Annotated in this window: 23 protein-coding genes; 10 read left to right on the top strand and 13 right to left on the bottom strand. The window is 64.8% G+C overall.

Going from position 1 to position 24,054, the window contains the following annotated elements:
- Positions 1-9: 9 nt before the first annotated feature.
- Both ACODTA_RS04565 and ACODTA_RS04570 read right to left on the bottom strand, forming a co-directional pair.
- Positions 10-1,614 carry a tetratricopeptide repeat protein gene (locus ACODTA_RS04565; protein ID WP_489064609.1) on the bottom strand — a complete coding sequence of 535 codons (1,605 nt, stop codon included), beginning with the start codon at positions 1,612-1,614 and terminating at the stop codon, positions 10-12.
- A gap of 28 nt (positions 1,615-1,642) precedes the next feature.
- Positions 1,643-3,292: an electron transfer flavoprotein-ubiquinone oxidoreductase gene (locus ACODTA_RS04570; protein ID WP_489064610.1), complete on the bottom strand. Its 1,650-nt coding sequence runs from the start codon at positions 3,290-3,292 to the stop codon at positions 1,643-1,645.
- A 115-nt stretch (positions 3,293-3,407) separates the two neighbouring features.
- On the opposite strand from ACODTA_RS04570, the gene ACODTA_RS04575 reads away from it, so the two are divergent.
- The 4 genes from ACODTA_RS04575 (at position 3,408) to ACODTA_RS04590 (ending at position 7,554) form a co-directional block, all read left to right on the top strand.
- On the top strand, positions 3,408-4,136 hold the full coding sequence (locus ACODTA_RS04575) for a uracil-DNA glycosylase family protein (RefSeq protein ID WP_489064611.1): 729 nt from the start codon (positions 3,408-3,410) through the stop codon (positions 4,134-4,136).
- Complete coding sequence (locus ACODTA_RS04580) at positions 4,133-5,896, top strand: lytic transglycosylase domain-containing protein (RefSeq protein ID WP_489064612.1); 1,764 nt, start codon at positions 4,133-4,135, stop codon at positions 5,894-5,896. The genes ACODTA_RS04575 and ACODTA_RS04580 overlap by 4 nt, the downstream gene beginning before the upstream one ends.
- Complete coding sequence (gene moaB, locus ACODTA_RS04585; RefSeq protein WP_489064613.1) at positions 5,886-6,413, top strand: molybdenum cofactor biosynthesis protein B; 528 nt, start codon at positions 5,886-5,888, stop codon at positions 6,411-6,413. The genes ACODTA_RS04580 and moaB overlap by 11 nt, the downstream gene beginning before the upstream one ends.
- Before the next feature lie 64 nt (positions 6,414-6,477).
- Positions 6,478-7,554, top strand: coding sequence for a PA0069 family radical SAM protein (locus tag ACODTA_RS04590; protein ID WP_489064614.1), 1,077 nt, complete (start codon positions 6,478-6,480; stop codon positions 7,552-7,554).
- A 45-nt stretch (positions 7,555-7,599) separates the two neighbouring features.
- Here the strand turns inward: ACODTA_RS04590 and ACODTA_RS04595 are convergent, their stop codons facing one another.
- Positions 7,600-9,195, bottom strand: coding sequence for a long-chain fatty acid--CoA ligase (locus tag ACODTA_RS04595; RefSeq protein WP_489064615.1), 1,596 nt, complete (start codon positions 9,193-9,195; stop codon positions 7,600-7,602).
- Positions 9,196-9,297: 102 nt separating this feature from the next.
- Here ACODTA_RS04595 and ACODTA_RS04600 point away from each other — a divergent pair, with 102 nt between their 5' ends.
- Complete coding sequence (locus ACODTA_RS04600) at positions 9,298-9,540, top strand: hypothetical protein (protein ID WP_489064616.1); 243 nt, start codon at positions 9,298-9,300, stop codon at positions 9,538-9,540.
- Here the strand turns inward: ACODTA_RS04600 and ACODTA_RS04605 are convergent, their stop codons facing one another.
- The 7 genes from ACODTA_RS04605 to ACODTA_RS04635 form a co-directional block, all read right to left on the bottom strand.
- Entirely contained in the window at positions 9,541-10,152 is a 612-nt protein-coding gene (locus tag ACODTA_RS04605) for a hypothetical protein (protein WP_489064617.1), read from the bottom strand.
- Positions 10,152-11,312: a M48 family metallopeptidase gene (locus ACODTA_RS04610; protein WP_489064618.1), complete on the bottom strand. Its 1,161-nt coding sequence runs from the start codon at positions 11,310-11,312 to the stop codon at positions 10,152-10,154. The genes ACODTA_RS04605 and ACODTA_RS04610 overlap by 1 nt, the downstream gene beginning before the upstream one ends.
- Positions 11,309-11,914, bottom strand: a complete 606-nt coding sequence (locus ACODTA_RS04615) for a hypothetical protein (RefSeq protein WP_489064619.1) — start codon at positions 11,912-11,914, stop codon at positions 11,309-11,311. Before ACODTA_RS04615 ends, ACODTA_RS04610 begins: the two co-directional genes overlap by 4 nt.
- Positions 11,915-12,111: 197 nt before the next feature.
- Positions 12,112-13,596 carry an Asp-tRNA(Asn)/Glu-tRNA(Gln) amidotransferase subunit GatB gene (gene gatB / locus ACODTA_RS04620; protein ID WP_489064620.1) on the bottom strand — a complete coding sequence of 495 codons (1,485 nt, stop codon included), beginning with the start codon at positions 13,594-13,596 and terminating at the stop codon, positions 12,112-12,114.
- A 155-nt stretch (positions 13,597-13,751) separates the two neighbouring features.
- Positions 13,752-15,233: an Asp-tRNA(Asn)/Glu-tRNA(Gln) amidotransferase subunit GatA gene (gatA, locus tag ACODTA_RS04625; protein WP_489064621.1), complete on the bottom strand. Its 1,482-nt coding sequence runs from the start codon at positions 15,231-15,233 to the stop codon at positions 13,752-13,754.
- Entirely contained in the window at positions 15,233-15,520 is a 288-nt protein-coding gene (gene gatC / locus ACODTA_RS04630; RefSeq protein WP_222988211.1) for an Asp-tRNA(Asn)/Glu-tRNA(Gln) amidotransferase subunit GatC, read from the bottom strand. Before gatC ends, gatA begins: the two co-directional genes overlap by 1 nt.
- A 77-nt stretch (positions 15,521-15,597) precedes the next feature.
- On the bottom strand, positions 15,598-17,334 hold the full coding sequence (locus ACODTA_RS04635) for a DUF4153 domain-containing protein (RefSeq protein WP_489064622.1): 1,737 nt from the start codon (positions 17,332-17,334) through the stop codon (positions 15,598-15,600).
- Positions 17,335-17,508: 174 nt separating this feature from the next.
- Here ACODTA_RS04635 and ACODTA_RS04640 point away from each other — a divergent pair, with 174 nt between their 5' ends.
- Positions 17,509-18,618, top strand: a complete 1,110-nt coding sequence (locus ACODTA_RS04640) for a DUF3089 domain-containing protein (RefSeq protein ID WP_489064623.1) — start codon at positions 17,509-17,511, stop codon at positions 18,616-18,618.
- Entirely contained in the window at positions 18,615-19,091 is a 477-nt protein-coding gene (gene ruvX / locus ACODTA_RS04645; protein WP_489064624.1) for a Holliday junction resolvase RuvX, read from the top strand. Before ACODTA_RS04640 ends, ruvX begins: the two co-directional genes overlap by 4 nt.
- A 6-nt stretch (positions 19,092-19,097) precedes the next feature.
- Here ruvX and ACODTA_RS04650 read toward each other — a convergent pair whose 3' ends face one another.
- Entirely contained in the window at positions 19,098-19,340 is a 243-nt protein-coding gene (locus ACODTA_RS04650) for a DUF6894 family protein (protein ID WP_489064625.1), read from the bottom strand.
- Positions 19,341-19,463: 123 nt separating this feature from the next.
- Between ACODTA_RS04650 and ACODTA_RS04655 the strand changes: the two genes are divergently transcribed.
- The 3 genes from ACODTA_RS04655 to ACODTA_RS04665 are packed head-to-tail and all read left to right on the top strand — an operon-like array spanning position 19,464 to position 22,004.
- A complete protein-coding gene (locus ACODTA_RS04655) occupies positions 19,464-19,748 on the top strand; it encodes a DUF1294 domain-containing protein (RefSeq protein WP_489064626.1) in 285 nt (94 codons plus the stop codon).
- Between the two features lie 34 nt (positions 19,749-19,782).
- Positions 19,783-20,772 carry an aspartate carbamoyltransferase catalytic subunit gene (locus tag ACODTA_RS04660; RefSeq protein ID WP_489064627.1) on the top strand — a complete coding sequence of 330 codons (990 nt, stop codon included), beginning with the start codon at positions 19,783-19,785 and terminating at the stop codon, positions 20,770-20,772.
- Positions 20,769-22,004: a dihydroorotase gene (locus ACODTA_RS04665; protein ID WP_489064628.1), complete on the top strand. Its 1,236-nt coding sequence runs from the start codon at positions 20,769-20,771 to the stop codon at positions 22,002-22,004. Before ACODTA_RS04660 ends, ACODTA_RS04665 begins: the two co-directional genes overlap by 4 nt.
- A 46-nt stretch (positions 22,005-22,050) precedes the next feature.
- Here ACODTA_RS04665 and ACODTA_RS04670 read toward each other — a convergent pair whose 3' ends face one another.
- The gene (locus ACODTA_RS04670; RefSeq protein WP_489064629.1) at positions 22,051-23,364 is read right to left on the bottom strand and encodes an SPOR domain-containing protein; all 1,314 of its coding nucleotides are present in this window, start codon (positions 23,362-23,364) and stop codon (positions 22,051-22,053) included.
- Between the two features lie 20 nt (positions 23,365-23,384).
- Positions 23,385-24,050, bottom strand: a complete 666-nt coding sequence (locus ACODTA_RS04675; protein WP_489064630.1) for a hypothetical protein — start codon at positions 24,048-24,050, stop codon at positions 23,385-23,387.
- Positions 24,051-24,054: the final 4 nt, after the last annotated feature.

Here is a 24,054-nt window from a genome sequence, read left to right on the forward strand (position 1 = left end):
AGCAATGGGTCAGGGTTTGGATTGCGGGCCGATATCGATCTTGTCGCGCAGCCGCTCGGCAACCTGCCCTTCCGCGCCGAGCAGCGCGGCTCGCCAGGCATAGCGGGCATCAATCCGCCGCCCCGCGGCCCAATAGGCGTCGCCCAGATGCTCGTTGATCGTCGGCTCGTCGGGCTGCCCCGCGACGGCGCGCTCCAGCGTCTCGATCGCCTTGGGCAGATTGCCGCGAATATAATAGGCCCAACCGAGCGAATCGGTGATCGCGCTGTCCTTGGGGCGCAATTCGCTCGCCCTGCGGATCAGGCGTTCGGCCTCCTCCAGATTTTCGCGGCGTTCCAGTTGGGCATAACCCAGATAATTGAGCACGGCCGCCTGATCCGGCGCCAGGGCGGCTGCCTTTCTTAGCGCAGGCAGCGCATTGGCCCAATCGCCCGCCTGCTCATAGGCCCCGCCCTTGAGCAGCCAGAGCGTCCAGCCCGGATCGACGCCGGCCGCCTGGCTCAGGTCGATCGCGCGCGCATAGGCGTGAGCCGCCTCGCCATGATGCGCCATCGCGCTCTGCACACCGCCGAGCCTGATCCAGTCCTGTACCGTCGCCGTCTTGGCTCTCGTCGCGCGGGTGGCGAAGACCAGCGCCGCATCGGCTTCGCCACGCTGGACCAGCAATTGCGCGCGCGCGTCACCGACCCGCGAAACCCAGGGCCCTTTCGGATCGACCAGATCGAGCGCGCCAATCGCGCTCGCGCTCCGCCCGTCCGCCGCCAGGATCGACGCGGCGAGGAGATGCGCGGCATCACTGCGCGGATCGAGCATTCCGGCGATCCGGGTCAGCGAAAGCGCGATCGGCGTCGGTTGCTGGCGCTGGATATCCTCGGCCAGCCGCACCAACAGCAGCGACACCCCGGCTGGCGCCGTCGTCACAGCGCCCGGCAAGCGGCGGCGGGAGACGAGCGCACGCGCCGCCGCCAGGTCGACATCATTTTCGTTCAGCAGCGACAGCGCGGCCGCGCGCTCGCCAAGACCGGTCAGGCGGGCGGCGGCCGCGATGCGGACGGCATCGCGTGCGATGCTGGATCCGTTGCCGCCCATCGCACGCAATATCTCGACACCTTCGTCGGCCTTGCCGTCGACCAGCAGCAGCAGCGCACGCTGCTCGTTGCCATAAGCGGCCGTCAGCCCGGGCAGGCGCCCTTGCAGTCGTGCAGCCGACGGCCCGTCGCCTGCGCCCAGATCGACCCAGGCGCGCATGATTGGCGCCAGAAATTCAAAAGCCTGCTCTTCCTCGATGCGATCGATGGCCAGGCGTGCCTTTGCCCAGTCGCGCATCGCCATGGCTTCGGCGGCGAACAGGATCCGCCCCTCGGCGGGCAGTACGCCACGCGCGTCGAGCAGCCTGGCCGCGCGCACGGCCAGCGCCATGTCGCCGGCCGCCATCGCGCCGCGCCAGGCGCGCAGCGCAATGGCTGAATCGTCGGGCTGCTGCGCCAGCAACGCGGCATAGCCGGTGATGGCCTGTTCGGGCACGCCCGCCGAATCGGCGAGGCGCGCCCGCACATAGTTGCCGATCGCCGCCGCATCACCGAGCGTCGCCGCCGCCGGAGCGACCGCGCACAAGCTCAGCAGCAGCGCTGCGACAAGGCGGCTACATGTTCGGATAATTGGGGCCCCCGCCGCCTTCGGGCACCACCCAGTTGATGTTCTGCGTGGGGTCCTTGATGTCGCAGGTCTTGCAGTGGACGCAGTTCTGCGCGTTGATCTGGAAACGCGGATTGCCATCATCCTGCCCGACCACCTCATAGACGCCGGCCGGGCAGTAACGCTGCGCCGGTTCGTCATAAAGCGGCAGATTGTAGGAGATCGGGACGTCCGCATCCTTCAGCGTCAGATGGATCGGCTGATCCTCCTCATGATTGGTGTTCGACAGGAACACCGAGGAGAGCCGGTCGAAGCTGATGACGCCATCGGGCTTGGGATAGTCGATCTTCTCGCACTGGTCCGCACGCCACAATTTCTCATTGTCCGGCGTATGGCCCAAGGTGAACGGCAGACCGATGCCCAGTTGGCGCATCCACATATCGGCGCCCGCAATCAACGTGCCAGCCGTACCGCCGAACTTGGCGACCGCCGGCTCGACATTGCGGACCATCTTGAGTTCCTTGGCGATCCAGCTCTGGTTGAGCGCATCCGGATAGGCGCTCAGTTCGTCACTGGTTCGCTCCGCCACGATCGCATCGAAGGCAGCTTCAGCCGCGAGCATGCCGGATTTCATCGCGGTATGGCTGCCCTTGATCCGGGGCACGTTCACGAAGCCGGCCGAACAACCGATCAGCGCGCCGCCAGGGAAGGTCAGCTTGGGCACCGATTGCCAGCCGCCTTCGTTGATCGCGCGCGCGCCGTAGGACACGCGCTTGCCCCCTTCCAGGATTGCGCGGATCGCCGGATGCGTCTTCCAGCGCTGAAATTCGTGGAAAGGCGAAAGGTGCGGATTCTTGTAGGACAGCGCGACGACGAAGCCGAGCGCGACCTGCCCGTTCGCCTGATGATAGAGGAAACCGCCACCCCAGGCATCGCCAAGCGGCCAGCCCTGGGTGTGGATCACGCGGCCCGCCTCGTGCTTGGCCGGATCGATATCCCACAGTTCTTTCAACCCAATTCCATAGACTTGTGGCTGGCAGTTCGCTTCCAGATCGAAGATCCGCTTGAGCTCCTTGGTCAGGTGCCCTCGCGCGCCCTCGGCGAAGAAGGTGTATTTGGCGTGAAGCTCCAGCCCCGGCTGGTAATCGGGCTTGCGCGTGCCGTCTCGCGCGACGCCCATGTCGCCGGTCGCCACGCCCTTCACCGATCCGTCCTCGTTGAACAGGATTTCAGCGGCGGCGAAGCCCGGAAAAATCTCTACGCCCAGGCCTTCGGCCTGCTCGGCCAGCCAACGGCAGAGATTGCCGAGCGAGCCGGTATAGGTGCCCTTGTTATTCATGAAGGGTGGCATCAGGATGTGCGGAAATTCGTACTTTCCGTTGGCCGTCAGCACCCAGTGATGATTCTCGGTGACCGGAGTCTGCGCCAGCGCGCAGCTCGATTTCCAGTCGGGCAGCAATTCGTCGAGCGCCTTGGGATCGACGACAGCCCCCGACAGGATATGCGCACCGATTTCCGAACCCTTTTCGAGCACGCAGACCGAAATCTCGGTGCCGGTTTCCGCCGCGCGCTGCTTCAGACGGATCGCCGCGGCCAGACCAGCAGGCCCCCCGCCGACGATCACCACGTCATAAGGCATCGATTCACGTTCGCTCATTCCCGTCCCTCCAGGCGCCCCGCGCGATTCCTGTCATCGCAAGCGTGACACGCCTTGCCAGAACTGCGGTGCATGAAGATTGACCGCCTCGTCAACCTTGGACTCTAAGGAACGAATGATGGCGGGGGATGATATTCTAGACATAGCGGGTGCGCTGAGCGCGCTCGACTGGTGGCGCGAGGCGGGGTTCGACACCCCCATAGCTGATGCGCCGCGCAACTGGCTGGCGGAGCCGCCGGCCGGCGCGCCGATGCATGCACCCGCCCTGCTCCGGCCAGAGAAAGCCGCCATGCCGGCGACGATCGCGGAATTCCGGGCCTGGGCTGAAGCCGCTCCCTCGCTGCCTGACGGTTCGTTGCCCGGCCGGCGCCTGCTGGCGGAAGGCGATCCGGCATCGAACCTGATGATCATGATCGAGATGCCCGAACCGGCCGATGCCGCCGCCGGACGTCTGTTGTCGGACGAGACCGGACGGCTGCTCGATCGCATGCTCGCCGCGATCGGCCGTGATCGCGGATCGGTCTATCTCGCCTCTTTGTGCCTGGCGCGCCCGGCGGGCGGGCGGATCGCACCGTCCTCATTGCCGGCGATCGCCGATATAGCGCGCCGACACATCTCACTTGCCGCGCCCAAAAGGCTGCTTGTGATGGGTCAGGCGGCGAGCCGTGCAATTCTCGGGACCGAACTGGTCGAGATGCGCGGAAAGTTACGTATTATTAACCACGAAGGCGTCAATGTGGAGACGATCGCAAGCTTCGCGCCGCGTTTCCTGATCCAGAATCCCGCCCGCAAGGCGGACGTGTGGAAGGATCTTAGGCTCCTCATCGGGGGTATCGAGAATTGAAGTCGAAGTTTCTGCTTGGCGCCGTGCTGCTGCTTGCGCCCATCGCGCCCGCGATGGCCGCCAGCGAGACGCTGCAGCGCACGCCCGCGAAATCCGCGCGCGCTGCGCTCCCCACCCAGTTGAGCCCCGAGGAGCGCGAGGGCTATCGCGCGATATTCACAGCCATTCGCGGCCAGAAATGGGTCGATGCCGCGACCAGGCTCGACGCCATGAAGCCCGGCCCACTCCACACGGTCGCGCGCGCCGAACTCTATCTGGCCAAAGGCTCGCCCAAGGTCGAACTCGACCCGCTGGTGATGCTGCTCAACCAGGCCCCGGATATGCCGCAATCGGCACAGCTCGCACGCCTCGCGACGACGCGGGGCGCGACCGAACTGCCCGCCATCCCGACAGCGCAACGCCTGATCTGGCTCGGCAGCCGCCCCCTCCGCCAACGCGCCTCGACGATCAAGGATGACGCGGCGGCGGCGGCGCTCGGCCAGAAGATCCTGCCGCTCATCAAGAATGACGACCCAGCCGCCTGCGAAGCGCTGATCGACACCGCAGCGGCGACACTGAGCCCTGCGGCGCTCACCGAATGGCAGCAGCGCGTTGCCTGGTCCTATTATCTGACGGGCAACGATCGCGCGGCGCGCGCGCTCGCCGCCAAGGCGCAGACCGGCACCGGCGAATGGGCGGTGCATGCCGATTGGGTCGCCGGGCTCGCCGCCTGGCGCGACAAGGATTTCCAGGCGGCGCGCGCCGCATTCGAATCAGTCGCCGCACGCGGCGAGGACAGCGAGATGCGCGCGGCCGGTCTTTACTGGGCATCGCGCGCCGATGTGGCGCTGGGCGAGCCCCAAAAGGTGCAGGGCCGCCTGCGCAATGCCGCGCGGATGGACGAGACTTTTTACGGTCTGCTCGCCTCCGAAACGCTGGGCATCAAGCGGCGTGACCAGTCGGGCCCCGATCTCATAACCGCCGATTGGGGACGCCTGTCGCGCAAGACCAATATCGCCACTGCCGTGGCGCTTTCCGAGATTGGCGAATTCAAGCTCGCCGACGAAGCGCTGCGCCATCAGGCGCGCATCGGTGGACGTGACGATCACGCCGCACTGGTCACGCTGGCGGAACGGCTGAACCTGCCCGAAACCCAGCTCTGGCTCGCGCATAACGGCCCCGCCGGCGCCAATCCCGGTCCGCGCGCGCGCTATCCCGCGCCCGACTGGACGCCTGATGGCGGCTGGCGCGTCGATCGATCGCTGCTGTTTGCCCATGCACTGCAGGAATCGAATTTCCGGCGCGACGCGATCAGCCCTGCCGGCGCCTATGGCCTGATGCAGATCATGCCCGCTGCGGCGCAGGATATTTCGCGCCGCAAGGGCACGAACTGGTCGCGCGAATCGCTCACCAGTCCATCGACCAACATGGAATATGGGCAGGCCCATCTGGAGGCGTTGCGCGATTTTTCTGGCACCGAAGGGCTGCTGCCCAAGGTGATCGCCGCCTATAATGCCGGGCCGGCGCCGGTGCGCGACTGGAATGCGCGCAACATCGATCGCGGTGATCCGCTGCTCTACATCGAATCCATCCCCTATTGGGAAACGCGCGGCTATGTGACGATCGTTCTGCGCAACTATTGGATGTACGAGCGCAATGCGGGCGAACGCGCTGCCAGCATGACGGCATTGGCGCAGGGATTGTGGCCCCGCTTCCCGGGGCTTCCGGGCGCGACCGCTGTCCGGATGGATGCGGGTTCGAGGGCGCCCAGTGCCGATTGACGAGAGCGCGCCATTCCTGCCCGTCAGGATCGCCGTCCTCACCATTTCCGATAGCCGCACCGTCTCCGACGACCGGTCCGGCGACACGCTGGTCGGGCGACTGGAAGCGGCCGGCCATATCCTGGCCGAGCGCGCGATCATCCGCGATGAGATCGATCTGATCGTCGCCAGGCTGCATGCCTGGGTGGAGGACGAGCAGGTCGATTGCATCATCACCACCGGCGGAACCGGGGTCACCGGACGCGACGTTACGCCGGAAGCGCTCGACCGGCTCGGCGGCAAGGCGATTCCGGGTTTCGGCGAACTGTTCCGCTGGCTGAGCTATCAGTCGATCGGCACCTCTACGATCCAGTCCCGCGCCGCCGCCACGGTGGTACGCGGCACCTATATCTTCGCGCTTCCCGGTTCGACCGGCGCGGTGAAGGATGGGTGGGATGGCATATTGGCCAGCCAGCTCGACAGCCGGCACCGCCCCTGCAACTTCGTCGAACTGATGCCGAGACTGACCGAACGCTGACGAAGGCGAGTCATCAAGGACATTTGTTCTTGATATGTTCCCATTGACGGCGCATCCTGAACCAATGGATGCCAAGGTTCGCCCCGCTCGCGGCGCGACGCTCAATCACGAGAGTGCGCGCTTCAACTTGCCATCGACGCAGGTCGATGGCGACTGGCTCGATGCGCGTGATACCATCGATGGAGAAGCGCCCAAAACCCGCACGACAGTGATGGTCGAAAAACCGAAGACGATCATAGCGCGCAATCAATCGCCGGACATCGGCTTCGACCGGTCGATCAACGCATATCGCGGGTGCGAGCATGGATGCATCTATTGCTTCGCTCGCCCGACCCATGCCTATCACGATCTGTCGCCCGGGCTGGACTTCGAAACGAAACTGTTCGCCAAACCAGATGCGGCGACGCTGCTGCGCGCGGAACTCTCAAAGCCTCGTTACGCGGTGGCCCCGATCGCGATGGGCACGAATACCGACCCCTATCAGCCGATAGAAAGCGACTGGCGGATCACACGGCAATGCATCGAGGTGCTGGCCGAAACACGCCACCCGCTGATGATAACGACCAAATCGGATCGGGTGACGCGCGACATCGATCTGCTTTCCAGCATGGCGAAAGACGGTCTGGTCTCGGTGATGGTATCGGTCACCTCGCTCGATCCGAAAGTGGCGATGACGGTAGAACCACGAGCACCACGACCGGCCAGACGGCTCGCCGCGATCAAGGCGCTCAGCGAAGCCGGCATCCCGACCATCGTCTCGATCGCACCGGTGATCCCGGCAATCACCGATCATGAAATGGAACATATACTGGAGGCGGCGGCGGATGCGGGCGCCGCGCATGCCTCCTACATCCTTGTCCGGCTGCCTTTCGAGGTCGCACCGCTGTTCCGTGCCTGGCTCGACGAGCATTTTCCCGATCGTGCTGGCAAGGTGATGGCGATCATCCGCGAGATACGCGGCGGACGCGACAATGATCCCAACTTCCACACACGCATGCGACCGCAAGGCGCCTGGGCGGACCTGTTGCGGACTCGCTTCAGGATCGCGTGCCGCAAGACCGGCCTCAACGAGCGGCAATGGCTTAATCTCAGGACCGACCTGTTCAGGCCCCCCGAAGGCGCGCAGATGCGTCTGTTTTAGCCACGATGCGTCATTCCCGCTTTCGCGGGAATGACGCTGAAGGGGTTAAGCTGCCGCGAGCTTATAGTCGCGATACTGCTCTCTCAGCGCAGTCTTGAGCAGCTTGCCGGTCGCCGTATGCGGTAGGCTGTCGACGAACAGGATTTCGTCGGGAAGCCACCATTTCGCGACATGGCTGGACAGATATCCGAGAATCTCCTCGGCCGTCACATGGCTGTCAGGCTTGCGTACGATCAGCAACAGCGGACGCTCATCCCATTTCGGATGATAGATGCCGATCGCCGCCGCCTCCTGCACGCCAGGACAGCCGACCGCCGCATTTTCCAGCTCGACCGAACTGATCCACTCGCCGCCGGACTTGATGACGTCCTTCGAACGATCGGTGATCTGCATCGTGCCACAAGGATGGATGACCGCGACGTCGCCGGTATCGAACCAGCCGTCGGCATCGACGCAATCGCCGCCTTCGTCCTGGAAATAGCGCTTGATGATCCAGGGGCCGCGCACCTGCAGCCGTCCGGAACTGGCGCCATCGCGCGGCTGGACGGCGCCTTCGTCATCGACCACGCGCAATTCGACGCCGAAGGGCACCCTGCCCTGCTTGCAGACCTGGTCGAGCTGCTGTTCGAAGCTCAGATCTTCCCAATCGTGTGGCGGAGCGCCCATGGTGCCGATAGGCGAGGTTTCGGTCATGCCCCAGGCATGGCCGACGCGAATACCCATCCTCATCAGTCGATCAACCATTGCGCGGGGCGCAGCCGATCCACCGATCGTGACGAGCTGGAGATGTTCCGGCTTATGCCCGGTGCTGTCGATATGCTGGAACATCGCCAGCCACACGGTCGGCACGCCGGCCGAATGCGTTACCTTCTCCTCGTTCATCAGCCGGCAGAGCACCGCCGCATCATTGACCGCCGAAAAGACGAACTTGATACCCGCCAGCGCGCCCGCGAAGGGCAGCCCCCAGGCTGCGGCATGGAACATCGGCACGATCGGCAAGGCGACGGAACGCGGATCCAGGTCGAAAACCGACGGAGAGACTTCCGCCAGCGCATGGATCATCGTCGAGCGATGTTCGTAGAGCACACCCTTGGGATTGCCCGTCGTGCCGCTGGTATAGCAGAGCATGCATGGCTCGCGCTCCGGCCCTTCGACCCAGGCATAGTCGCCATCCTCTTCCTCGATCAGCGCCTCGAAGCCGTCGGCGCCATCCGAATCGAAGCAGACATAATGTTTGATGCTCGTCCATTGCGGCTTCAACCGGTCGACGATCGGCTGGAAGGCCTTGTCGTAAAGGAGGACACGATCCTCCGCATGGTTGCAGATATAGACGAGTTGTTCGTCGAACAGACGCGGATTGACGGTGTGGATCACTCCGCCCATGCCGATCACGCCGTACCAGGCGGCCAGATGCCGGCCATGATTCATCGCGAGGGTACCGACCCGGTCGCCACGCTTCACGCCGAGCTTTTCCAGCGCCTGCGCCAGCCGCCGCGCATCATGCGCGATCCCGGCCCAGTTGCTGCGCGTGGTGGTGCCGTCCGCCCAGTAGCTGACAATCTCGCGCGTGCCGTGTTCGCGTGCGGCATGATCGATCAGCCGGGGCACGCGCAGCTCGAAATCCTGCATTCCGCCGAGCATCCATCTCTCCCGAATCTTCTACACGCCCCGTTATCACGATTTTCTGCGATCGCGGGAAGCATCTTGCGGTTTCACGCGTTGAGGTGGGCAAGGAGACAATTGATGGCGACACATCCCCCCGACCCGCATCCCGACAGTCCGCCGCCCGAGGAACCCGTGCGAAATCCGGACGAGATCGTGCCGGGACAAGGCGATGTCGATCACCCCGATTCAGTACCCCGGGAAGATCCCGGCTCGCCTGCCGAGGCGCCCGACGAAATCACGCCTGACCAGGGCGATACCGATGCGCCCGATGCCGTGCCGCCGGAGGAACCGGGCGCCCCCGGCGCAAATCCGGCGGCTTGATCAGCGCGGTTTTGCCGCCGGGGTGATCCGTGCCGTGGCGATCAGCGATCGAAAACTTTCGATATCGCGGTCATAATAGTGGATCACCGGCGCTTCGAAGGTCGCCATGTACAGCTTGCCATCGACGATCGCGCCATAGGCTTCACCCTTGCGCCGCACTTCGTCCGACTGCAGCGTGAAACTATAGGTGAAACGGAATCCGTCCTGCCCGGCGAAGGTGCCGGGCTCCATCGAATCGATCGAGAAGATCGAAGTGCCGTTGGCCACCCGATAGCTTCCCTCGAACAACCCCGCGACGTCCGGCATCAACATGGTCGAGGAAAAACGCGGCAGCGGCTTTTCCTTCTTGTTGACCTCCCGAAACAATGTTTCGTCGTTCAGGACGCCGCCATAAAAGGTCACATCGTTGAGCGACAGTCCGTCGAGCGTCCAGGATTCGGCATTACGCCCGATGCGGCTTCCCAGGCGATTCCAGTCGCGCGGCGGCGTAACCATCAGGGTCGTCTTGCGAATCTGCACCGGCTTGCCGGAAGGCATCAGCTTGAACCCCGCCAGCGCCGGGCTCGCCACCAGCATCGTCGCGACCACCGCCGCCACAAGCTTCCCACGCATCAATTTCCTCCCTTCGCCATGGCCGCGATCATCGCATGATCGGGCGCATCAGGCTTTCTAGACAGATATTCCCTGAGGCTGGCGCGGCCCTCGTCATGCGCCCCGGCACGCAGCAACGCGAGCCCCAGTCCACGCCACGCCTCAACCGGCGCCGCGGGATCGGCAACCGCCTCACGATAAAATTCGGCTGCCTTGACGAGATCCGCCGGCGTACCGCGCGCCCGGTATAATTCCCCCCTGGCGAAACGCAGTTCGGGCGTCCAGCCATCACGGGCCAGTTCGGCAAGCAGCAATTCCGTCCCGCCAAAATCATTGAGCTTGACCTGATCGTCGACAAAGCTTGCCCACCAGCCACCAAGGGCCGCGCGATATGCATCGCGATTGGTCTTCGCTTCCCCGGATACCGGCTGAGCGGCGGCGAGCGCGGCCAGTGCCGTCATCCGCTCGGCCGATGGCGGATGGGTTCCGAACATGCCGCCATTCTTGTCCTTGCGACTCTTCGTGCCGCGCGCGAGCGCGGTCGCATCCATCTCCAGCCGCAATTGTTCCCAGATCTTCGACGCTGAAACAGGCGCGTAACCGGCACCGCCGAGCAACACCACCGATCCGGCATCGGCCTCGCTCTCCATGTCGCGGCTATAGCTGAAAAGCGACCCGGCTACGCCAATCTGGGCGATGAAGCCGAATGGAACGAATCCAAGAAAGGCCATCGCGCCGGTCTTGGATTTGACCTCCCGAAACATCTTCAGGGAATGCTGGTTGGCATAATGGACATATTCATGCCCCAGCACGGCCGCGAGCTGCGCTTCATCCCGAACGCGCAGGAACAGCCCCGACCAGACCTGCATCACACCGTTCGGCGCCATGTTCGCGTTGAAATAAGGTGTGCGCATCACATAGATGCGGATGGGCTTGCATTGCGCCTCTCCCACCGTGCGGCAGAAGACGTCGCGCACATAGGCGTTGAGCGCCGGATCGCGGATCACGAAGTTGGAATTGACCAGCCGACGCTCATATTCCTCGGCCTGCATCCACAGGCCGCGCTCATCCTGATCCTTGGGTTGATAATCCGGTGCGACCGTCTGGATCTGCGACTGTGCCGCACTCGGCAGCATCATCGCCATCGCGGATGCCGCCAGCAGCCTGGCGACGCCGATCATTTTCCGGCCGCCACCGCTGGAGCCGCGGTTCCCGGCAGCCCCGCGAGAAGCTGGCCGACCCGCTTGTCAGCGCCTTCGACCGTCCGCACATCACCACCCATCTGTGGATCGGCGTTGAACCAGACGACGTCACCGGTCCTCAGATCGACCAGCCCGGCATAGCCGATATGGATGCCGGCGGGCACATAAGCCCCAAGCATCGCGCCCAGGATCTGTGCGGTCTTGCGCCCGGAGGTGCCGTAAGCATCATGGGTGAACAGGAACAGGGCATAGTCGCTGCCGCCAAGCTCGCGCAGCCGTTGGGCGCCGGCACCAAGTGTCCAGTCGAACGCCTCCTTCTTGGTCGGCAACCGATTTCCGGGAAACAGCTTGTGAATCATGATCGCATCAGCGACCGCACGGAAAAGCGAACGATATTCCGCCAGATAGGCGCCATCGTCGCCAGCCGGTTCTTCGGGAAAGGCGAATTTCGCCTCGGCCATGTTGCCGTTGCGCTGGAGGGCATCACCGATCAGCTTGCGCGCCTCGGCAGTCCAGTCGGCATTGGGTTCGTCCACGCCGCCTGCCGTCAGCGAGCCGACATGCACGTCCGGCCTGAACACCGCGATAGTGACCTGCTGGTCCTTTGGAAAAGCAAACCCGTCCTTGAGCGCGGAGCGCTCCTGAGCCGAAGCGGCAACGGGAAATAAAAGAAAGACCGCCGCAAAAGCGGCGAATAAGCGCGACCCCATTTACGCCCCCCCGATCCACTGCGAAGCAATGCCGTGGATCAGGAGCCATTTAATCGATCAGTACGGAATCAGGCAAGCGCCTTCCGCAGAAGTTCATTCACCACCTGCGGATTGGCCTTGCCCGCCATCGCCTTCATCGTCTGGCCGACGAAGAAACCGAACAACGCTTCCTTGCCGCCCTTATACTGTTCGACCTTGTCGGCGTTGTCGGCGAGAACCTTGGCGATCACTTCCTCGATCGCGCCGGTGTCGCTGGTCTGCTTCAGCCCCTTCTCCTCGACGATCTTCGCGGGATCGTCGCCGGTTTCGAGCATGATCTCGAAAACCTGCTTGGCGAGGCTGCCCGAAAGCGTGCCGTCGGCCACCAGCTTGAGCAGTTCGGCGCCCTGCTTCGGTGAAACCGGGCTGTCCTCGACATCCTTGCCCAGGCGGTTGAGCGCGCCGAACAGATCGGAAATCAGCCAGTTCGACGCGGCCTTCGCCATATTGGCGTCACCGCATGCGTCGAGCAGCGCTTCGTACCAGCGCGCCGTTTCAGCTTCCGCGGTCAGCACGGCGGCGGCATAGGCGGTCAGGCCCAGTTCGCCCTCGTAGCGCTTGCGCTTCGCATCGGGCAACTCAGGCAGGCTGGCCCGGCATTCCTCGAGAAACGCATCGTCGAGTTCCAGCGGCAACAGGTCCGGATCGGGGAAATAGCGATAGTCGTGCGCATCTTCCTTGGAGCGCATCGAGCGCGTCTCGTTCCGATCGGGATCGTAAAGCCGCGTTTCCTGCACGACCTTGCCGCCATCCTCGATCACATCGACCTGGCGCCTGGCTTCGATCTCGACCACAGCCATCACGAAGCGGACCGAGTTGACATTCTTGGTCTCGGTGCGCGTGCCGAACGGCTCGCCCGGCTTGCGGACGGAGACGTTGACATCGGCGCGCATCGAGCCTTCCTCCATGTTGCCGTCGCAAGAGCCGACATAGCGCAGGATCGAACGCAGCTTCTTGACATAGGCGCCAGCCTCGGCCGGTGAACGCATGTCCGGCCGCGAGACGATCTCCATCAGCGCGACACCCGAACGATTGAGGTCGACATAGGAGCGCGTCGGATGCTGGTCGTGCATCAGCTTCCCGGCATCCTGCTCGACATGAATACGTTCGATGCCGATCGTCTTGACCGCACTGTCGGGATCTTTCTCGTCCAGCGTGACCTCGATCGCGCCCTCCCCGACCAGCGGATGATAGAGCTGCGAAATCTGATAACCCTGTGGCAGATCGGCGTAGAAATAATTCTTGCGGTCGAAACGGGACCATTTGTTGATCTGCGCGTCGATCGCCATGCCGGTGCGCACCGCCTGGCGAATGCATTCCTTGTTGGGCACAGGCAGCATGCCGGGCATCGCGGCGTCGATGAACGACACCTGCGTATTGGGTTCCGCCCCGAACGCGGTCGCCGCGCCCGAGAAGAGCTTGGCCTGGCTGGTGACCTGGGCGTGAACCTCCAGGCCGATAACGACCTCCCACTCGCCCGTCGCGCCCTGGATTCGATATGTGCTCTCAGTCATGTCTTCGCCGTCTTCCCGTTCGCTTGCGCAGTGGCTGTTCGGGGATGGGCTCCTTGCCCGTCATTTCCCGCCAGATACGCCGCGATCCACGCCAGATACCTTCGATCACCACCTCGCCGACAAAGTCCCAGACGATGTCGAAGAGGAAATTCACCTTACCACCATTGCTCCGGCCGCGCGGAGAAGCCCGCGCGCTGCTCGATCGCAAGCCCCGCATCGAGCACGCTCTGCTCATCGAGCGGCTTGCCGATGATCTGCAGGCCAAGCGGCAATCCCTGCGCGTCGAGCCCACCGGGCACCGACATGGCGGGCAACCCCGCCAGCGACGCCGGCACCGTGAACACATCGTTGAGATACATCGCCAGCGGATCCGCCTGCTTCTCGCCCAGCGCGAACGCGGCCGAAGGCGCGGTCGGGGTCAGCAGCAGGTCGCAACGTTCCCAAGCCGCCTCGAAATCGCGGGCGATCAAGGCACGGACCTTCTGCGCCTGATTATAGTAGGCATCGTAGAAACCGGCCGAAAGCACATAGGTGCCGATCATGATCCGACGCTTCACCTCTGGACCGAAACCGGCAGCCCTGGTTGCGGCGTACATATCCTGAAGGCCGGCACCATCGGGCAGATCGCGCAAGCCATAACGCACGCCGTCATAGCGGGCGAGGTTGGACGACGCTTCCGCCGGCGCGATGATGTAATAGGCGGGCAGCGCATATTTCGTATGCGGCAGCGACACCTCGACCACTTCAGCGCCGGCATCCTTGAGCCAGGCGATGCCCTGTTCCCACAGCATCTCGATCTCGGCAGGCATGCCGTCGACGCGATATTCCTTCGGAATGCCGACGGTCTTGCCCTTCAGGCTGCCCGACAGGCTGCCGGCCCAATCGGGCACCGCCAGGTCGAGCGACGTTGAATCCTTGGGATCGAAACCAGCCATTGCGCCCAGCATGATCGCGCAATCCTTGACGTCATGCGCCATCGCACCCGCCTGATCGAGCGAGCTGGCGAATGCGACGACACCCCAGCGCGAGCAGCGGCCATAGGTTGGCTTGATGCCAGAAATGCCGACGAACGCCGCAGGCTGGCGGATCGATCCGCCGGTGTCGGTGCCCGTCGCCGCCGGGCAGAGCCGCGCCGAGATCGCCGAGGAACTGCCGCCCGACGAGCCGCCGGGTGCAAGCGCCGCGTTGCCGCCGTCATTGCGCCGCCAGGGCGAGATGACATTGCCGAACGCGCTGGTCTCGTTCGACGATCCCATCGCGAACTGATCGAGATTGAGCTTGCCGAGCATGCCCGCGCCCGCCGCCCAGAGATTGGCGGAGACCGTCGATTCATAAGTGGGGGTGAAGCCCGCCAGGATCCCGCTGGCCGCCGTGGTCGGCACACCTTCGGTGCAGAACAGGTCCTTCATGCCGATCGGCACGCCGGACATCGGCTTGAGATCGCCCGACGCACGCGCCGCATCGGCGGCGTCCGCCGCCTTCAGCGCATGATCGGGGGTTTCGACGAGAAAGGCGTTGAGCGCCTTCGCCCCGGCGACGCGGTCGATGAACGCCTGCGCCACTTCCCGCGCGGAAAATTCGCCGTCGCGCACGCCGTCGCGGATGGCGGCAATGCCAAGATCGGTCAGTTCGGCCATTATTCGATCACCTTCGGAACCGCGAAAAAGCCATGTTCGGCCTGGGGCGCATTCGCGAGCACGCGATCGCGGACATTGCCGTCGGTCACGATATCCTCGCGCAGGCGCAGATGATTGGGGATGACGGCGGTCATCGGCTCGACATTCGCGGTGTCGACCTCTCCGAGCTGTTCGATCCAGCCTAGGATGTTGTTGAGCTCGGGCGCAAGCGCCTCGGCTTCCTGATCGGTCATCGCGATGCGCGCGAGGCTCGCGATCTTCTTCACGGTTGGGATATCGACTGACATGGCGTTCCTGATGTTCGGATCGGCTGACGATCCGAAGCGCGGCTAGCATCCACGCCGCACCGCATCAAGCGAAGAGGCTATTCGAAGACTTCGCCGACCGGATTTCCGTTCACGAAGACCTGCCGTCGCGCGACGCTGCGGATTTCGATCGCGCCGCGTGCGATCGCTTCTCCGTCCAACCGGCTTTGGGCCTTCAGTTCGTCACCCGACTTGCCGTGATCATAACCCGAGGACGGTTGCTCCCAATTGCCATTCGCGGAAAGGCGGCGGATATCGACATCGGGAATGCACCCCTCGCAGGTGTAGGATACGAGAATCGCGATGGTGTCGCCGGGTTTGTAGAACAAGGCATAAGCCCGTTTGTCGGCCTGATCCGCATAGCGATCGAAACGACTGAAGGATTCGAGAAGACCGTTCGGCAGCGCTACTTTTGCCGGAATGATGCGCAGTTCACGAGCCACACGCTCGGTCCTCCCCCTGCTTTCCTGGTCTCGCGAAAGCGCCCAGCGATTCTCCGCCTTCAATGCCTGAACCGCCGCTACCCGGATTGCCGTGTCATGGTTCCTGACGAGTTGCGCGACCGACGCCTTGCCAGGCTCACCGAAGTCGAAACGCAGCGCCGCCCAATCGAACTTGTCCGGCGCGATCCGCCCGCTCTGTAGCCGGGAGACCTGATCGCGGGCCGAAATCGCGTTGAAGCTCAGGATCGGCAGCGCCAGGAACAACGCCAGCCCGCACAGGCCGAAGGCAAGCCTGAGATTGGCGGGCCGCACATGCCTGGCCCAATCCATCCGCCCACGCACCAGCGCGACCAGATAGGCAAGGCCGAAAGCGCAAGCGACGATCACGAAGGTCAACGCCCAGAGCCGATCGGGCGTGAAGCCATATTGCTGGATGCGCGCGCCCGTCGAGACCGCCGCGATCACCGCGAGCGGCAGCATCGTCACCGCTAGCGCCATCGCACCCCAGCGCAACGGCGGGTAACGATTCTCGTCGTCCTCGCTGTCACCGATCACGACGTTGGCGAGAACCAGCGCTCCAATCACGCAGGATAGCAGGATCGGCGTCGTCGCCTTCGTGGCATCCCACAGAGCCGAAAGGCCCGTGAACGGCAGGCTGGCCAGAAACAGCAGCAAAGCGGCACCCAGCACCGGCGCCAACACGCCGAGCAAGGCCACCACGACCTTCAGCAACATGCGGGTGATCCCGTCGCGCTTGCGGAACACGCCGGTCGCCGCGCCGAACCCGGTGCCGATGAGCAGAAGAACGAACCATTGCTCGTCGAGAGCCTGTTTGATCAGGCGGATACCGATCAACGAGAACAATTCCGACAGCAGCAGCGTCAAAAGGAAGACCACGCCGACAAACGCCACCGAAGCGCACCACATGACCACATTGGTCCAGGCATGGCCGTGGACGTCGACATAGGGAAAGCGCCATTCGCCGCGATCTCGCGCGGTCTGGAACAAGGGGGCTGCGATCGCAACCGAAAGGAAGGCGCAGACCATCCGCCAACTCTCCGCGGCACTCCAGTCGTCAGGTGCGCCGTTCCACCAGCATATCGCGGCGAGGATCGCAGCGGCTGTCACCGAGAAGGCAAGCGACCATTGCCAGCGTGTGCGCTCGAGCGTGTAGCCCAGCAACACGCCAAAGCAGCCGACGAACATCGCGGCCGACATCTGCCAGACGGATGTAGCCCCGCTTCGATCCTCGCCCAGTATCAAGTGGACGAGCAGCCCGGAGATCGCGCCCAACCCGGCCAGCAGCCAGGGCCGCCATGCCCAGTCGTCATTCCGTTCGATCGCCTCGGTCATCGCGAACCCTCCCGTCTCCCCTGAACCTAACCCGGCAGACGCGGAACGCGTCATGGATTTTCGGTGAGGGATCGGTGCAGCCCGCCGCGATTGCATCCTTCGCACCCGGCATTATGGGAAATCGCATTGCCCGGCGGCGCAATCTATGTTGCACTGCACAATGGAGATCCCCGTTTGGCCCGGAAATTCCTCTATGTCTTTGCGACCCTGATCGTGCTCGCGATCGCAGCCACTTTCGCCTATCGCCTGTTCGGCGTGCAGATGATGCGCACCGCGATGGTGCCGAGCGCGGAGTTCAGGGCACTGCCCGCCGCCAATGCCGGCGCCTATGCCGATCCGAAACTTTGGCTGGCCCGGCCGGATATCACGCAAGGCAATCCTGCCTTATGGGCGCCAACGGGCTTTGCGCCCTCGCCCGCACCGCGAGCCGCCGTCTTCTTCGTTCACCCGACATCCTATCTGAACCGCGCCGCATGGAACGCCCCGCTCGACGATGCGGAGGCCAATGACCGCGCCGCCCTGTTCCTGCGCGGACAGGCCAGCGCCTTCAACGAAGCGGGCGCGATCTGGGCGCCGCGTTATCGCCAGGCGACGTTCGGCGCGTTCCTCACCGGCCAGGCCGAGGCCGAAAAGGCGCTTGCGCTGGCCTATGGTGACGTTCTCGCGGCGTTCGACCATTTCGTATCCGCGATTCCGGCCGGCCAGCCCATCATCCTCGCCGGTCACAGCCAGGGTGCGCTGCATCTGACCCGGCTGCTGCGCGAGCGGATAGCGGGCAAGCCGCTCGCGGCGCGGATCGTCGCGGCCTATGTCGTGGGCTGGCCGGTCTCGCGCATCACCGATCTGCCAGCCATTGGCCTGCCCGAATGCGCCGCGCCCGAGCAGACGGGCTGCCTGCTGAGTTGGCAGAGTTTCGCCGAACCCGCGGAATTCGATTCGGTGCTGGAAACCTATGACGGCTCGACCGGCTTCGACGGCAAACCACGTGCGGGCACACCGATGGTCTGCACGAATCCGCTGACCGGCATGCAAGGCGGCATGGCGCCGATGAGCGCCAATCTCGGCACGCTCGTGCCCTCGGCCGATCTCAAGACCGCGACGCTCACGCCGGGCGCGGTGCCCGCGCGCTGCGACGCGCGCGGCTTCCTGCTGATCGGCGATCCACCTGCGATGGGGCCTTACGTGCTGCCGGGCAACAACTACCATGTCTACGACTTCAGCCTGTTCTGGGCGAACGTCCGGGCCGATGCGGCGCGGCGGCTGGCGGCGTACAACGCCCCATGATCACCGCCGATTCGCGCACCTTCCACGACGCCCTGCCCGATGGTGGCCGGCTGATCGGGCTGGACCTGGGCACCAAGACCATCGGCACCGCCCTGTGCGATGCGGGATGGAGCTTCGCCAGCCCGTCGGGCACGATCCGTCGAACCAAATTCTCGGCCGACAAGGCCGCGCTCGCCAGGCTGATCGCGGACCAGCATGTGACCGGCATCGTGCTCGGCCTGCCGCTCAACCTGGACGGCAGCGAAAGCCCGCGCAGCCAGTCGACGCGCGCCTTCGCGCGTAATATCGACGATCTCGGCCTGCCCATCCTGCTGTGGGATGAACGCTGGTCCACCCAGGCGGTGGAGCGCGCGATGATCGAGGCGGACCTCAGCCGGGCGAAGCGCGCCGAACGCGTCGACACGCTGGCCGCCGCCCATATCCTGCAAGGCGCGATCGACGGACTGGCAAGCGGTGGCGGATCGCTGATCTGAATATGCTCAGAGCCCGGTGACGACCACCGTATCCCTGAACGGAACCTCCATCACCACCGCGCCGGCTTCATCGGCCACCTCGATCCGGCAGAGCAGGCAAAGGCGCCCCGCCGTGATCTCCCCGGCCATGATTCCACGCGCCAGCCGAATCGCGGTTTCGCGTACAGCATCGAGATCGTCGAATTCCTCGCCCTCGACATCGGGTGTCAGCGCGCCGCATTCGTAGAGATTGAAGAAATATCGAGCCATGCGAACCCCGAACGATAATGAACCGATTCACGCCTGCCCACGGCGCTTGAACAATTGGCCCTACGGACACAAATGCGCTCTTAAGCGCGGACCCATGCGCCCGCAAAGCCCGATCGATCCGATATGCTTCTGATCCTGGCGATCGCAGCCCTGGTGTTGATCAACCTGCTCGCATTCGCCCAGTTCGGCGTGGACAAGGCCCGCGCCCGGGCCGCCCGGCGGCGCATCCCCGAATCGACTTTGCTGCTCACGGCGGCGATAGGCGGGACGATCGGCGCATATGCCGGCCGCGCGCGGTTCCGCCACAAGACAAAAAAGGCGAGCTTTTCCATCAAGCTGCACCTGATCGCACTGATGCAGGCGGGCATTCTCGCGGCACTTCTCAACGCTTATGCCGGAGCGCCTTGAACTCCCCCCGTAATCCGCCTAATCGCGGCCTTTAATGTCGATCTCCATACCCTTTCCGCCCACCGGCCTGACCGGTGCGGCGCAATTTCCGCACAGGCATCTCACCGGTATTTCGGGCCTCCAGCCGCACGAGATCGCTTTCCTGCTCGACGAGGCCGAACAATGGGTCGATCTCAACCGGCGTGCGTCGAAACATGACGACCGGCTGGCGGGCCTGACGCTGATCAACGCCTTTTTCGAGAACTCCACGCGGACGCTGCTGAGCTTCGAAATAGCGGGCAAAAGGCTGGGCGCGGACGTCGTCAACATGCACGCCGCCCAGTCGAGCGTGAAGAAGGGCGAAACGCTGATCGATACGGCGATGACGCTCAACGCGATGCGCGCCGACATCATCGTCATCCGCCATTCCAGCTCGGGCGCGGTCCAGTTGATCGCCGACAAGGTCGACTGCCCCGTACTCAACGCCGGCGACGGCTGGCACGAGCATCCCACCCAGGCGCTGCTCGACGCGCTGACCATCCGCCGCCGCAAGGGCCGGATCGCAAATCTGCGCGTCGCGATCTGTGGAGACCTGCTGCACAGCCGCGTCGCCCGGTCCAATATCCTGGCGCTGACCGCGCTCGCCGCCGAAGTTCGCGTGATCGCGCCGCCCACGCTGATGCCGCCCGCGATCGAGCGCATGGGCGTCACGCCCTTCACCGATTTCGATGCCGGCATCGAGGGCGCGGATGTCGTGATGATGCTGCGCCTGCAGAACGAGCGCATGGCCGGTGGCTTCATCCCATCGCCGCGCGAATATCATGCGCTTTACGGGCTGACGTCCGAGCGGCTGGAACGCGCGGCCCCTGACGCACTGGTGATGCACCCCGGCCCGATGAACCGGGGTATCGAAATCGACAGCAACGTCGCCGACGATCCCGTCCGTTCCGCGATCACCGAACAGGTCGAAATGGGCGTGGCGGTGCGCATGGCCTGCCTCGACGTGCTGACGCGCCGTCGGCGCGGCGTGGAGGGTTGGGCATGACCAGCGCCGCGACCAGGGAAAGCAAGATGGCCAACAGCCTGCGCGCCGTCGTCAACGGGGCGGACAACCAGGCCGTGCTGATGCGCGGCGACACGATCGAGGCCGTGGGCGCAATTGATATCCCCTCCGATGCGGCGGTGATCGACGCGAAGGGCGCGCTGATCGCTCCCGGCATCGTCGATCTGGGCGTGTTCGCGATCGACAAGCCGGCGTTCCGCGCGGGCGGCATCGTTCGCGCCGCGCTGATGCCTGATCAGTCACGCCCGCTCGACGATCCCGGTCTGATTCAGCGGGCGGCGGACAGCGGCAAACCCGATCTATGGGTCCATCCGATCGCCGCAGCGACACGCGGTCTGGCCGGGCTCGATCTCGCGGAATTCGCGACCATGCGCGACAGCGGTGCGCTTGCCGTTGCCACGGGGCGTGACTGGATCGCCGATTCAGGCGTGATGCATCGGGTCCTCGCCTATGCGGCGCCGCTCGGCCTGACGGTGATCGCCCATGCGGAAGATGGCGGCCTGACCGGCAATGCCGTCGCGACCGCAGGGGAAACAGCGACACGTCTTGGGCTCGCCAGCGCGCCTGCGGCGGCAGAGGCGATGGCGATCGCACGCGATCTGGCGCTGGTAGAGCAGACCCGCGCGGCGATCCATTTCCGACAAGTGACGACGGCGGCGGGCTTCGCGCTGGTTCGCGCTGCCAAGGCCAGGGGCTTGCCCGTCACCTGCGGCATCACGCCGGCGCATCTTTATCTGTCCGACAATGCCGTCTCCGATTTCCGGACCTTCGCTCGCCTTTCGCCGCCGCTCCGCGCGGAAAGCGATCGTCAGGCGGCACTCGCCGCACTGACCGACGGCACGATCGACATATTGTGCTCAGGTCACGATCCGCGCGGGCCGGAGGATAAGCGGCTGCCCTTCGCCGATGCGGCACCGGGCATGGCGGGCGCGGAGACGCTGCTGGCGCTCGGCCTTGGCCTGGTTCGCGACGGCCACATCGCCCTGCCCCGCCTGTTTGAGATGCTGGCGGCCAATCCGGCACGTATCCTGGGGCTGGAAACCGGCATCATCGCTGCCGGCGCGCCCGCCGACCTCATCCTGATCGAGCCCGACCGGCCCTGGAAGGTCGACACCGCCCGCATGACCGCGCGCGCCGGCAACACACCGTTCGACGGTATGCCCGTTCAGGGCCGGGTCGCCATGATGATCAAGGGCGGCCAGCCTATCGGCTGACCGCCCTCTCACGTCCGGGAACGGACTTTGAAACTGTTCGGGCCGGTCAGCGGGCCGCGATGCGCATCCCGCCGGCGGCCCGCATCGCCCATTGTGCCTGGGGCTGATTGCCGTCCTCGCGCACGAAGCAGGCTCCGCCGTTCGTCCGCAATTGCGCGCAGATCGCGTTGGCCGCGCTGCGGGAGGCGAAGCCGCCGGCCGCGACGCGATGAAGCGTCGCCGATCCCGAACGGATGGTTTCGCCGTCCGGCGCATAACCGCCCAACGCCGCATAGCGACCGACCGCCTTTTTCCAGGCCGCTTCGGCCTTGGCAGGGGTCGAAAAAGCACCGAGTTGGACGACGAAGCGCCCACCCGGAACCGCGCGCGTCGCCATCGCCTGCCGAAGAGGCCCGTTGTTCGCGCGAATAAGCCCGGCCGGAATGGCCTGCACGATTTCCTGACGCGGCGCGAACACGACCTGTCGAAGCGTCGGCGCCTGCGGGACTTCCGCCACCTGCACCGGCGCGGGTTCCGACACCGACGCCACATCGCCGCTCTCCGTCGCGGTGGGCGCGAACATCTGCTCTGGCGTCGCGGCGGCAAGCGCCTGACGTTCAGGCACCGCATCGGGCGCAAGCGCCAGCCGTTCAGGCTGGCCGCGATCGAGCACGGCCTTCACGCCCAGCAGCGTCGCGACCTGATCCCAGCTATTGCGGGGCTGGGCGAAGCTGGCCCAACTCGATAGCCGGCGGTCAACCTCATCGGCGGGGACATCCTGCGCGGCGATGGCGCGTGCGCGCGTCCAGTCGCCGGCAAGCGCATAGGTGAGAGCCAGATTCTGACGGGTCTTGCCCGATGCGCCTTCCGCCCGTGCCGCAGGCTCCAGCAGATCCACCGCACCGTGGATATCGCCGGCGAGCGCAAGCGCCAGGCCACGATCGGCGACGGGTACGTTGATCGCCGTCTTGTCCAGCGTGTCACGGGCGATATCAGGGCGACCGAGCGCGACCTGCGCCAGCGCAAGGCTAAGCCCGGCGCGGTCATTGCCGGGATCGAGCCGCAGCGTATCCAGAAACGCCGTCTCCGCCGAGATGAAACGGCCGCCGGCCAGATAGGCCTGGCCGAGCAGCATGCGATAGGACGCCTGGCGCGGTTGCGCTGCGACAGCCGCTTCGGCGGATGCGATCGCGGTCGCGGCATCATTCGCCTTCAGCGCCTTTTCCGCCTTGGCTGCGGCGGACGAGGCCGTTCTGGCTGAGCCGCCGGCATCGGACGCAGATGCGATCGCCGATTGCTTCGCCGCCGGATTACAGCCGACCAGCGTGGTGCCCAGTACCGCAGCCGAACCGGCCAGCTTGAGGACGAGAATCTTGTTCATCTCAGTAACCCCTATTTGCCTTAGCGGGTCGTGCCCGGAACCTTGCGGGCGAGTTCGTCGATGTCCGGCAGGCTGGCGAGATAGCGATCGAGCGCCTCGGTGACGATCGACTGCGCTGATTCGCGACCGATCGCGCATGCCAAGCGCAGTTTCAGGTGGCGCTCGGGATCGAGCCGCAGCGTGAAGGCGGCCTTGCCCTTTCGGCCTTTCGCCGCCTTATGCGCGCGCTTGATCGCCACGATCGGCACCTTGCGTGCGACTGGGGCGATCGCCGGCACCTCCGGCTCCGCCGGGGCGGGCTCGATCGCAGCTTCCTCATAGGCAGGTTCGTCATAGGCCGGCTCGGCTTCCTCGAAACCGAAATCGGGCTGCGCGGTCGCCTTGCCGATGGGCGCCAGGATCTCGGGCGCGTGGAAGTCCTGCGGAACCAGGTTCAGTTCCTCGGCCAGTTCCTCGCGCTGAAGCATCACGGGCGGCAGTTCGTGAACGGGTTCGGGATGAACATCCTGATGGATCGGAACGGGATGACGCACATCGTGCCCCATATCGTTCCAGCCAAGATCGTCATGCCCGTTGAACGGATTGCCGAAGCTGCCGAAGCCCTGGGGGCGCATGGCAGGCTTGGCCTGCCCCTTGCGGGCCAGAAGGCTGGAGGACAGCGATGCGAGCGGCTTTGGTTCGCCCATGATA

Source organism: Sphingomonas sp. FG14 (genome assembly GCF_057809675.1).

Coding starts and splice junctions, on each gene's coding strand:
- ACODTA_RS04650 (WP_489064625.1), bottom strand. CDS start 19,340: ATGGCTCGATATTTCTTCAATCTCTACGAATGCGGCGCGCTGACACCC.
- ruvX (WP_489064624.1), top strand. CDS start 18,615: ATGATCACCGCCGATTCGCGCACCTTCCACGACGCCCTGCCCGATGGT.
- ACODTA_RS04590 (WP_489064614.1), top strand. CDS start 6,478: ATGGATGCCAAGGTTCGCCCCGCTCGCGGCGCGACGCTCAATCACGAG.
- ACODTA_RS04670 (WP_489064629.1), bottom strand. CDS start 23,364: ATGAACAAGATTCTCGTCCTCAAGCTGGCCGGTTCGGCTGCGGTACTG.
- gatA (WP_489064621.1), bottom strand. CDS start 15,233: ATGGCCGAACTGACCGATCTTGGCATTGCCGCCATCCGCGACGGCGTG.
- ACODTA_RS04665 (WP_489064628.1), top strand. CDS start 20,769: ATGACCAGCGCCGCGACCAGGGAAAGCAAGATGGCCAACAGCCTGCGC.
- ACODTA_RS04595 (WP_489064615.1), bottom strand. CDS start 9,195: ATGCTCGGCGGAATGCAGGATTTCGAGCTGCGCGTGCCCCGGCTGATC.
- gatC (WP_222988211.1), bottom strand. CDS start 15,520: ATGTCAGTCGATATCCCAACCGTGAAGAAGATCGCGAGCCTCGCGCGC.
- ACODTA_RS04575 (WP_489064611.1), top strand. CDS start 3,408: ATGATGGCGGGGGATGATATTCTAGACATAGCGGGTGCGCTGAGCGCG.
- ACODTA_RS04635 (WP_489064622.1), bottom strand. CDS start 17,334: ATGACCGAGGCGATCGAACGGAATGACGACTGGGCATGGCGGCCCTGG.
- ACODTA_RS04600 (WP_489064616.1), top strand. CDS start 9,298: ATGGCGACACATCCCCCCGACCCGCATCCCGACAGTCCGCCGCCCGAG.
- ACODTA_RS04605 (WP_489064617.1), bottom strand. CDS start 10,152: ATGCGTGGGAAGCTTGTGGCGGCGGTGGTCGCGACGATGCTGGTGGCG.
- ACODTA_RS04570 (WP_489064610.1), bottom strand. CDS start 3,292: ATGAGCGAACGTGAATCGATGCCTTATGACGTGGTGATCGTCGGCGGG.
- ACODTA_RS04675 (WP_489064630.1), bottom strand. CDS start 24,050: ATGGGCGAACCAAAGCCGCTCGCATCGCTGTCCTCCAGCCTTCTGGCC.
- ACODTA_RS04610 (WP_489064618.1), bottom strand. CDS start 11,312: ATGATCGGCGTCGCCAGGCTGCTGGCGGCATCCGCGATGGCGATGATG.
- ACODTA_RS04660 (WP_489064627.1), top strand. CDS start 19,783: ATGTCGATCTCCATACCCTTTCCGCCCACCGGCCTGACCGGTGCGGCG.
- ACODTA_RS04655 (WP_489064626.1), top strand. CDS start 19,464: ATGCTTCTGATCCTGGCGATCGCAGCCCTGGTGTTGATCAACCTGCTC.
- gatB (WP_489064620.1), bottom strand. CDS start 13,596: ATGACTGAGAGCACATATCGAATCCAGGGCGCGACGGGCGAGTGGGAG.